We start from the raw sequence: 10,096 nt of genomic DNA on the forward strand, positions 1-10,096 counted from the left end.
GAGCAGTTATCGGCTATCGTTTTTACGATGCCGGGCTGACCGTCGCAATGGAAGAGGTTTTCTGAGAGGTTGAGCCAGGCTCGCCCTGCGCAGGCGTGACTTCTGTCTCGACAGGCGCTTCAGTCTACATAACAAGCAGGCGACAAAACACACGAAGAAAGAGCTTATGACCAATACAATGATATTCATCAAGAAGACCTGAAAAATAATTAAAAAGAGAGATTAAAAAGCCGAGTTTCTGCCAGTAGGCAAAACAGCTGACAGTCGGAGTTAACGTCAAGTTTACTCATGGCGCGCAACTTATGAGCGCTGACGGTTTTGATACTCAAGTTCATTCGGCCAGCGATACTGGTGAGATTATGCCCTTTACAGAGCAAACGCAGGACTTCCAACTCTTTTAACGAGATAGGTTTTCCATTGAGGTCTCCGCCTTGGAACAGGGTCTTCATCATACCTTTTTCAATATAAACTTCATTATTGATGACTGAAACAATCGCCCGCTCGAGGATCTTTTCACTTACGTTTAAACTGATATAACCCAAAACGCCCATTTCGAGCACCATGCGTATTAATTGTGGGTGCCTGTACGGTGAGATGACTATTATTTTTAATTCAGGATACTTCCGAGCCAACCATTTTATTAATGCGTAACCATCAAGAGCCGCAATCGGGCTATTATTCTGAAAAGTCTCTAGCGAATATCCAAGAATAAGTAAATCAACAGGTTTGCCAGACAGAACAGTGATTAATTCATTTGGCGTTGAGACATCAGCAACAATATTGAATGATGACGTATTTTCTAGCCGCTCAATGCTACGCATAGTGCTGATTAGAGAAATGACGCCTTTACGCACAAGTTGGAATTCGTCAGCCACCACAATATTGATATGCATGGTTTCCCTTAATAGGGTTAAATTTATTTAAGACATACAGTTGTCGGCATCTCACCTGAGCTCTCAAAGCCGAGTTGTCCAACTAGGTAAAGCTCAGGGCTGCATTGGTTTTAGCAACTTAATGAGTTATCTGCGAGAGTAATCACATTAATTAAATATTTAAAAACCAGCAACGATCATCATAATTATATATATTCAGTGTAAACTATTTCTTTTATAAATGTATCAACTTTGATTATCAACAATAAAAATCATCAGCCTTATTACAATCGTTGTACGTTAAAAACACTAAAATTAAATAGCGATGTATTTTAAATAATTTAACTTATTAGTGGTTAATATTTTGGACTGCAGTGATTTAGGACTGAACTACTTAGCGAAGTTTATTAATAGTGATTTATTAAGCGAGCAGTATAAAGGATAGATTGCGTTAAAATTGATTAAATTAGGAAAAAAAACAGCCAGCAACTATTGCTGACTGCCATTTTACTGGCCGTAATTTTTATAATTACGGCGCGACGAAAATCAGTTACCGCCTTTCAGCAGACGATACATATTTTCGCCCTGCTCTTCGTCTTCGTCATCTTCATCACCCAGCTCGATACCAAGCAGCTCCATCAGCACGTCGATACGATCCAGCGTCTGATCAACATAGCTTTGATCTTCAGCACTCAGCGTTTTGCCGTCATCGATCAAATCCAGCAATGAATCCAGGCGCGCATCGTTTTCAAGAAGAGTCAATTCTTCTTCTGGCGGCAGAACCGGCTTGGCTTCTATTTTCGGCTTAGGCGCTTTCTCAACTTTTGGAGCATTGTTGAAAACAGTTTCTACGATCAACGGAACGGCTTTTTTGCTGCCGATACGTGGGTCAGATTTTTTGGCTGATGCAGACTGGTTCTTATCTGCATCAGGATTGGCGCGTGAGCCCGGCTTGTGGCCACGACGTTTGTTGTCACGCTTACGTTCGCGCGCTTCGATATCAAGCTCAACGCGACTTTTTTTCTTCGTTTTAGACGTCGCGGCTTTGGCACGCGGTGCTTTCGCTGACTGGTTCATAGCATGTACTCTTAGGTGTGTTCATTTAGTATAGAATTGCGGCGGAATCTAGCAGAAAGCGGGCAAAGAAAAAAGGCAGCAAGCTAACCTTGGCACCTTTTTCTTTATCTTCATGGAAGATTTTTTGTACACTACTGTGCTTATGCGCCAATAATACTCTTATTTTACTGCTTTCGTTCATCGAGTAATAAAACTTTACCCTAACGCGCTAAAGGCTCAATATACGCCCGCAGTGAATGCGTTATGTAAAACAGAACCACATCTCGCCTCTCTTACAGCTATAATCGCCAGCCAGTTACTGAAGCCCCACGGAGACACACGTTTTGACCAGCCAAACTTACAACTATCATATGACCCATTTCGTCATCAGTGCCCCTGATATCCGGCATCTACCGAGTGATGAGGGCATTGAGGTCGCATTTGCTGGTCGTTCAAACGCCGGAAAATCCAGTGCGCTCAATACGCTGACCGGGCAAAAAAGCCTGGCCCGTACCAGTAAGACGCCGGGCCGTACCCAGTTAATCAACCTCTTTCAGGTAGAAGAAGGTATTCGTCTGGTCGACTTACCGGGTTATGGCTATGCGCAGGTTCCTGAAGAAATGAAGCGTAAATGGCAGCGCGCACTGGGTGAATACCTGCAGATGCGTAACTGTCTTAAGGGCCTGGTAGTGTTGATGGATATCCGCCACCCGCTAAAAGATCTCGACCAACAGATGATCCAGTGGGCCGTAGACGTTGGCACACCAGTGCTGGTGTTGCTGACCAAAGCCGACAAACTGGCTTCTGGTGCGCGTAAGGCGCAGACCACTATGGTTCGCAATGAAGTCGAGTCCTTTATGGGCGATATTCAGGTCGAAGCCTTTTCTTCACTGAAGAAAATCGGTGTCGATAAACTGACAGCCAAACTGAATACCTGGTTTAGCGAGATCCCACCGGAAGTCTTGGAAGATATTATCTCCGGGGAATAAGCCATCAGCCGCTATTTGCCTCGAACTTTATTAAAGGCATTGGCAGAGCACGAGTTTTGCACAATGAAACAGGGTAGCTTCGGCTGCCCTTTTTTGTTTCAGAAAAAGAGCAAATTTCAGTAACTTTCTGCCAAAAATACAATAAAAAACGCCCCAGACATAAATGCCTGGGGCGGCTAAAATATTCAGCCAAATCCGATTACGTGAAGTAAAAGGTCTGAAAGATAGAACATCTTACCTCTGTACCCTACGACTCAGACTTTACCTCATTTTTTTCCGGGGAAAAAGTATTTTTTGTAGTTTACTTACACAAAAGTTGAGGGATATGCGATCAGCCTCATCCTTTTTCCCGCGAATGATGTTGCTTAATTACAAAATCAGCTTATTTTATCGTCACTTAGTGAGCTTGATCCCAATTTTTGCCCACTCCCACATCTACTTTTAATGGAACTTCTAATGTCATCGCTTCTTCCATTAATTGACGAATCGTTTCAGTTGCCTGCTCGACGTCATCTTTATGCACCTCAAAGACCAGTTCATCGTGTACCTGCATAATAATGCGGGCACGCGGTGCATCGGCCTGTTCTAACCAGCCTGCAACCTTGATCATGGCACGTTTGATGATATCGGCAGCGGTTCCCTGCATTGGTGCGTTGATCGCCGCACGCTCAGCTCCCTTACGACGCATGGCGTTGCTGGATTTAATATCTGGCAGATACAGACGACGGCCATCCAACGTTTCAACATACCCCTGCTCGGAAGCCTGTAAACGCGTACGCTCCATATATTCGAGCACGCCAGGGTAACGCTCAAAGTACAAGTCCATATAACGCTGAGACTCTTTACGCGGAATATTTAGCTGACGCGACAATCCAAAGGCGCTCATACCGTAGATCAAACCAAAGTTAATCGCTTTGGCGCTACGACGCTGCTCATTGGATACTTTTTCAAGAGCGGTGCTGAACACTTCGGATGCCGTTGCGCGGTGGATATCCTGCCCCTCGGAGAAGGCTTTCAACAGGCCTGCATCTTTCGACAGATGCGCCATGATACGCAGTTCGATTTGTGAATAGTCGGCTGCAACGATGCAATAATCTTCAGGAGCAATAAATGCCTGACGAATACGACGCCCTTCATCATTTCGCACCGGAATGTTTTGCAGGTTAGGATCACTGGAAGACAGGCGGCCGGTCGCCGTTACCGCCTGATGGTACGAAGTATGCACCCGTCCATCGACCGGGCTTATCATCAGCGGCAGCTTATCGGTATAGGTCGATTTCAGCTTGGCCAAACCGCGATATTCAAGAATGACTTTTGGCAACGGATAATCCAGCGCCAGCTCGGCCAACACTTCTTCGTTGGTTGAAGGTGCGCCACCCGGCGTTTTCTTGAGGATCGGCAGTTTCTGTTTTTCATACAGAATTGCCTGTAGCTGCTTGGTTGAAGATAGATTAAAGGGCTCTTCTGCCAGCTCGTGGGCCTGTGTCTCAAGCTCATTCAAACGAATGGTCAGCTCTTTAGAGTGCGCGGCCAAAATGTTCTGATCGATTAACACGCCGGTGCGCTCAATGTGCGAAAGCACGGCAACCAACGGCATATCGATATCGGTAAATACTGTCTTCAGTCCCGGCTCTTTGGCTATTTTTGGCCACATTGCCTGATGCAGCTGTAAAGTTACGTCGGCATCTTCTGCGGCATACGGCCCCGCTTGCTCCAGCGCAATCTGGTTAAAGGTCAGCTGATTTTTACCTTTACCTGCAATCTCTTCGAAGGTCACGGTTTTGTGGCCCAGCAGCCTGTCGGCCATGCTGTCCATGTCGTGGCGCCCCGACACGCTGTCGAGTACATAGGACTCAACCATAGTATCGAAGTCGATGCCTTTAAGGTCGATGTCATACTTCAGCAGCACGCCGCGATCAAACTTGAGGTTCTGCCCGACTTTAGCTTTTTTAGGGTTTTCCAGCAGCGGTTTAAGCTGTTTGATCACCTCATTGCGATCAAGCTGCGTCGGTGAGTCGAGATAATCGTGGGCAACCGGTAGATACGCGGCTTTGCCAGGCTCGACTGCAAACGACAAACCAATCAAATTAGCAGTCAGCGTGTCTAGGCCATCTGTCTCGGTGTCAAAGGCAAACACCTCGGCATTTTCGAGTAAGACCTTCCATTCATCAAACGTAGCCTGGTCGAGGATAGTCACATAACCGTCCTGAGAGAGCTGAGCGCGGTCTACGGCGGTTTGCGTACTGGTTTCGGCCTGAGACGTTGCCCCTTTCTTGCTAACCGCAGGAGTACCTTTCTTACCGTTTAACCAGCCACCCTGATCCACGTCGGCCAGCCAGCGTTTAAACTCGTAACGCTCAAACATCGTTTTCAGGTCGCTATCGTCTGGTTCACTGACGGTCAGCTCTGCGCAGGTGATATCCAGCTCAACGTCGGTCTTGATCGTAGCCAGTTTATAGGAGAGGTAAGCCACCTCTTTATTTTCAGCTAATTTTACGCCCATGGTTTTGGCTCCACGGAAACTCAGCGTTGCAATCTTGTCAAGATCGCCGTAAAGCGCGTCTAATCCGCCGATGCCCTGTAGCAAGGCCTGAGCAGTTTTTTCACCCACACCCGGCACGCCAGGAATGTTGTCCGAGGAGTCACCCATTAGTGCAAGGAAATCAATGATCAATTCAGGCGGTACGCCGTATTTAGTCACGACTTCGTCAGGACCAAGAATCGAGTTGTTCATGGTGTTAATTAACGTCACACCCGGCGTGACTAGCTGCGCCATGTCTTTATCACCGGTGCTGATAAGTACAGAGTGGCCCGCTTTTTCCGCTTCAAGCGCCAATGTGCCGATCACATCATCGGCCTCAACGCCAGGCACGACCAGCAACGGCAACCCCATAGACTTTACCATCTGATGCAACGGCTCAATTTGCGCACGCAGGTCATCAGGCATCGGAGGGCGATGGGATTTATACTCGGTAAACAGTTCGTCGCGGAAAGTTTTCCCTTTGGCATCAAATACCACAGCGACGTGGCTTGGCTGATACTGCAATAGCAGGCTACGCAGCATGTTCAGCACGCCGTACATTGCGCCTGTCGGCTCCCCGGCTGCGTTGGTCAGCGGTGGGAAGGCGTGGTAAGCGCGGTAAAGGTAAGACGATCCGTCTACCAGGATCAGGGGGTTTTCAGCTATCTTGGCCATAACTCATCTTTATTCGTGGCATGTCATCCCCTAAGCATGCCATAGCTGAGGGTAAAGTCGAACCTCGAAAGGGAATTTGATGTTGATCCTGCGAGGTTTCTCGCAGGATCGTCCCTGTGGATAAGTTTGTGAATAGTTTTACAGCCAGATCGTGAATCTGAGTTGCATATAGCAGAACAGATCGATATACGATGTTTAATCATCAAGTTATAGGTGTGTTAACTGCAATCGAGCTGTCATGTTAATTTAATCATCGTTGTGGATATAAATAGAATGCTTACTCATTATTTAGGATTTTTGTCATTCGTTATCAAATTAACAGCAGTAAAAATTTAATCTAAATGAATTGTGGAAAAGTAAAATTACAAAGCTTAAAACGCAGCCAAACCAATTGCAGTAATAGGTAATTGACAATGTTAATAGCCGGAACGTTTTATAGCTGTTTAGATCTGAGGCAAAAAAAAACGCCAGCATCACGCTGACGTTTCATTAACGACCTACTCGAATCTTATTTCTGGGTAGTCAGGAAATTAACTACGTCTGAGAATTGTTTTACGTAAGCGTCCATAGAGCTGGTATCAAGTCCGTCATTTTTAACCTGATATTTGCCATTAACGAAAACAGATGGCACACCTTGCAGGCCAAAGTCAGCGGCGGCCTTCTCTTCTTGAACAACTAACGATTTAACCACGAAGCTATTCATTGCAGCGTCGTAATCTTGCCCGCTAACGCCGGCTTTAATAAATACGTCACGAATATCTGCTTCAGTTTTTACTGTCTGAGATTTCTGAACAGCATCAAACATCAGTGGGCTAATTTTATCTTCAATACCCAGCGCCATGGCAACAGCCCACGCCTGAGTTAACTGCTTGCCTAATGGACCCAGGAATTCGACGTGATACTTCACATATTTTACACCCTGTGGCAGGTTTTTACGCACGTTATCGGAAACATGCCAGACGCGTTCAAACTCGTAGCAGTGTGGGCAGTAGAAAGAAAAAAACTCTACAACCTGCGGTTCATTTGCCAGCGGCTTGTCTAATGTCGTGTACTGGGTGCCGTCAGAGAATTGGGCAGCAGAAGCGCTGAACGCCAACACCATGCCAAACACGGCTAACATTATCTTTCTGGCAGAAAAAAGGTTCTTCATAACTCATCCATCTCCGTTTAAATAATTATATAAAGCTTATTTATTTCTCAGTACATTGGCATCAACTGTAAAGGAGGTGCCCTCAGTTTATTAATTTGCTCTTTAAATGCCGCTGCCTGTCCCAGCCAAAAATCTTCATCCTTCATCCAGGGGAAGCTATTAGGGAAAGCGGGATCCTGCCAGCGGCGTGTTACCCAGGCCAAATAATAGACCATACGCATCGCGCGCAGAGGCTCAATAAGCGCCAGTTCGCGGCTGTCAAAATCCGCAAACTCGCCATAAGCCTCAAGTAAAATATCTAATTGAATGAGTTGCTCAGAACGATCGCCATGCAATAACATCCATAAATCCTGAACAGCAGGACCATTTCGCGCATCGTCTAAATCAACAAATATAGGACCATCGCGCCAAAGAATATTTCCTGGGTGACAATCACCGTGTAAACGACGCGGTTGCCAATCGTGGTGCCAATATTCTGTAATAGTGGCGATTAAATCATCTAGAACAGATATAAATGTGCTGCGTTGTTTGGCAGGAATTAATTCACTATTGGCCAGTACCGATCTTGGTTCAGTAAGATATTCTAATAGATCTATCGTAGGACGATGAGTAAACAAGTTTTCACTGCCGACCTGATGGATCCTGCCAAGAAAACGGCCAACCCATTCCATCTGATCCAGATTATCAATTTCGTACTGCCTGCCACCGATGCTTGGGAAAACGGTAAACATATATCCCTGATGGTGATGCAAGGTGTTCCCCATAATAGAAACGGGAGCCACTGCGGGAATTTCAGCAGCAGAGAGATCGAAGGAGAAACGATGCTCTTCTTCTATTTGCTCGGCGCTCCAACGCTCAGGGCGATAAAACTTAACGACGTAACGCTGGCGATTTTCATCAAGAAACTGATACACCCGATTTTCGTAGCTATTGAGCGCAGTTAACCCTGACTCAGCAATCAAGCCAACACTTTCCAGCGCATCAAGGATAAGGTCTGGAGACAGTGCCTGAAAATTAAAAGCAGAATTATTCATAACTTCATTCAGATTGGCCAGAAAGCAAAACGATAGTCTGAAATAGTACCATCAATTTTTGGCCTGACGCATGAAGTTCACATAAGTTTACATCAATCGTTAATAACGCCCCTGGCTCGCAAAAGCGCGGTTTTAAAATCCTCTTCATAGTCTTTTTTTAAACCGGGAATTTCATCCGTACTGGCACTGTCTCGCATTTTAAGCTGATAAATCAAGGCGTCATCACTTAGATTTTCGAGTTTATCCTTAAAGCCACACTCCCCAGCCAGTTGTTTGAGAAACTGTAACAAGCTTAAATCAGGCTGCTGTTTCCAGGCTGGATGCAACAGTTCTATCAGCTCATTGACCCGATGATCTTCCATAGTAAAGTCTCGAAGTTATGAAGTATCCTTCAAGCTAACAGGGTTATTTGTTGCTGAACAGCAGTGGCTCAGGGAAATAAAACAGAGCATGATCTAGAACAACTTTCATCAGTCTTGCTTCCGCTTTATCCCTTAAACCTTCACACTATAATAAAGTCATGCAAATTAAGGTCGAATAACATGATTGCGGATGCAATAACGGGGGTCATCCTTGCGGGAGGGCGCTCTTCAAGAATGGGGCAGGATAAGGGATTGCTGAATTCTGATGGCTTGCCACTGTTTGTTCACATTGCCCGGCGGTTAGCCCCGCAGGTCAGTACTATCTTGGTGAACAGTAACCAGAATCAGCAACAATACGCTGAGCATTATCCGGTGATCGGTGACCTTATTCCCGGCTTTGCCGGTCCGTTAGCGGGGATGCTTTCTGCGCTAGTCTCCAGTGAAACTGAATGGGTCGTATGTGTTCCCTGCGACGAGCCAAGTTTGCCTGATGATTTGGTCGCGCGGTTGTGGCAAGCCAGAGATCAGGCCCAAGCGGTCTACGCCTGCGATACAGACCGCGCACATCCTGCAGTATGTTTGCTTAACAAAAGCCTAATACCCAGCCTTCGGGAATATCTTGAACAAGGTGAGAGAAAAGTGATGCTTTTCCTGACCCAGTGCAGAGCTAGTAAGGCGATATTTGCTAATCCTGCAGACTTTGCCAATCTGAATACGCCCGAGGACCTTGCTCAGTGGCAAAGTGCTTTAGGGAAAACACCATGACGACGCCAATATTGGGGATCGTAGCACACAGCGGCAGTGGGAAAACCACTCTACTAAAGCAGTTGATTCCTTATCTGCGCGATCGCCAGATTCGTGTAGGTTTGATTAAACATAGTCATCACTCTGTAGATATCGACACGCCAGGAAAAGACAGCTATGAGCTGAGAAAAGCCGGAGCCGATCAAACTATGGTGGCAAGCAGTAATCGATGGGCGCTTATGACGGAAACACCAGAGGCTGAAGAGTTAGATTTGCACTTTTTAGCCAGCAGATTCGATGATTCAACATTGGATCTAATTCTGGTTGAGGGCTTTAAGCGTGAGAAGATAGCTAAAATCGCGTTATTCAGAGCAGCAAGCGGCAGAGAAATAGACGATATCTTAGACGATTTTGTCATTGCTATCGCCACTGATACATTTTTCAAGTGGTCCGTGCCGCTGTTGGATCTTAATAATATTGCCGAAATAGGCGAGTTTATCGTTAACTGGTTGAGTGATCGGTCATCAAGCTAGCTTCTAATCCTCTGTTCTCCAGGTGAAATAGCTTCCATAGCGGCCCGCTTGCTTAGCGATAATGGCTGACGCGACTGTTTTCAGCGCTTTTTATCACCCTGCGGGAAGCCGCTGACCGGAATTTGTGCCCTCCGCAACAGCAAAAGGGCCCCTGTCGTCA

The 10,096-nt window shown here is 46.1% G+C and carries 9 protein-coding genes; 3 read left to right on the forward strand and 6 right to left on the reverse strand.

What is annotated here, in order from left to right; genetic code table 11:
- Positions 1-209: 209 nt before the first annotated feature.
- A complete protein-coding gene (locus SPM24T3_RS20600) occupies positions 210-893 on the reverse strand; it encodes a response regulator transcription factor (protein WP_009638756.1) in 684 nt (227 codons plus the stop codon).
- Between the two features lie 525 nt (positions 894-1,418).
- Positions 1,419-1,949: a Der GTPase-activating protein YihI gene (yihI, locus tag SPM24T3_RS20605; protein WP_009638757.1), complete on the reverse strand. Its 531-nt coding sequence runs from the start codon at positions 1,947-1,949 to the stop codon at positions 1,419-1,421.
- A gap of 323 nt (positions 1,950-2,272) precedes the next feature.
- On the opposite strand from yihI, the gene yihA reads away from it, so the two are divergent.
- Positions 2,273-2,917 (forward strand): ribosome biogenesis GTP-binding protein YihA/YsxC, encoded by a 645-nt coding sequence (gene yihA, locus SPM24T3_RS20610; protein WP_009638758.1) that lies wholly within the window; start codon positions 2,273-2,275, stop codon positions 2,915-2,917.
- Positions 2,918-3,314: 397 nt separating this feature from the next.
- Here yihA and polA read toward each other — a convergent pair whose 3' ends face one another.
- The 4 genes from polA to SPM24T3_RS20630 all read right to left on the reverse strand — a co-directional run bounded on the left by polA (position 3,315) and on the right by SPM24T3_RS20630 (position 8,659).
- Positions 3,315-6,113 carry a DNA polymerase I gene (gene polA, locus SPM24T3_RS20615; RefSeq protein ID WP_009638759.1) on the reverse strand — a complete coding sequence of 933 codons (2,799 nt, stop codon included), beginning with the start codon at positions 6,111-6,113 and terminating at the stop codon, positions 3,315-3,317.
- Positions 6,114-6,621: 508 nt separating this feature from the next.
- A complete protein-coding gene (gene dsbA, locus SPM24T3_RS20620) occupies positions 6,622-7,263 on the reverse strand; it encodes a thiol:disulfide interchange protein DsbA (protein ID WP_009638760.1) in 642 nt (213 codons plus the stop codon).
- 47 nt (positions 7,264-7,310) lie between these two features.
- Positions 7,311-8,297, reverse strand: coding sequence for a serine/threonine protein kinase (locus SPM24T3_RS20625; protein WP_009638761.1), 987 nt, complete (start codon positions 8,295-8,297; stop codon positions 7,311-7,313).
- 92 nt (positions 8,298-8,389) lie between these two features.
- Positions 8,390-8,659, reverse strand: a complete 270-nt coding sequence (locus SPM24T3_RS20630) for a YihD family protein (RefSeq protein WP_009638762.1) — start codon at positions 8,657-8,659, stop codon at positions 8,390-8,392.
- A 180-nt stretch (positions 8,660-8,839) separates the two neighbouring features.
- On the opposite strand from SPM24T3_RS20630, the gene mobA reads away from it, so the two are divergent.
- Positions 8,840-9,424 carry a molybdenum cofactor guanylyltransferase MobA gene (gene mobA, locus SPM24T3_RS20635; protein WP_009638763.1) on the forward strand — a complete coding sequence of 195 codons (585 nt, stop codon included), beginning with the start codon at positions 8,840-8,842 and terminating at the stop codon, positions 9,422-9,424.
- On the forward strand, positions 9,421-9,936 hold the full coding sequence (gene mobB, locus SPM24T3_RS20640; RefSeq protein WP_009638764.1) for a molybdopterin-guanine dinucleotide biosynthesis protein MobB: 516 nt from the start codon (positions 9,421-9,423) through the stop codon (positions 9,934-9,936). Before mobA ends, mobB begins: the two co-directional genes overlap by 4 nt.
- Positions 9,937-10,096: the final 160 nt, after the last annotated feature.

It is taken from the genome of Serratia sp. M24T3 (genome assembly GCF_000257645.1).
Classification (GTDB): Bacteria; Pseudomonadota; Gammaproteobacteria; order Enterobacterales; family Enterobacteriaceae; genus Rouxiella.

Bases quoted from the DNA above. Each gene is read 5' to 3' on its own strand.
- SPM24T3_RS20600 (WP_009638756.1), bottom strand. From the start codon at position 893: ATGCATATCAATATTGTGGTGGCTGACGAATTCCAACTTGTGCGTAAA.
- yihI (WP_009638757.1), bottom strand. From the start codon at position 1,949: ATGAACCAGTCAGCGAAAGCACCGCGTGCCAAAGCCGCGACGTCTAAA.
- polA (WP_009638759.1), bottom strand. From the start codon at position 6,113: ATGGCCAAGATAGCTGAAAACCCCCTGATCCTGGTAGACGGATCGTCT.
- dsbA (WP_009638760.1), bottom strand. From the start codon at position 7,263: ATGAAGAACCTTTTTTCTGCCAGAAAGATAATGTTAGCCGTGTTTGGC.
- SPM24T3_RS20625 (WP_009638761.1), bottom strand. From the start codon at position 8,297: ATGAATAATTCTGCTTTTAATTTTCAGGCACTGTCTCCAGACCTTATC.
- SPM24T3_RS20630 (WP_009638762.1), bottom strand. From the start codon at position 8,659: ATGGAAGATCATCGGGTCAATGAGCTGATAGAACTGTTGCATCCAGCC.
- mobA (WP_009638763.1), top strand. From the start codon at position 8,840: ATGATTGCGGATGCAATAACGGGGGTCATCCTTGCGGGAGGGCGCTCT.
- mobB (WP_009638764.1), top strand. From the start codon at position 9,421: ATGACGACGCCAATATTGGGGATCGTAGCACACAGCGGCAGTGGGAAA.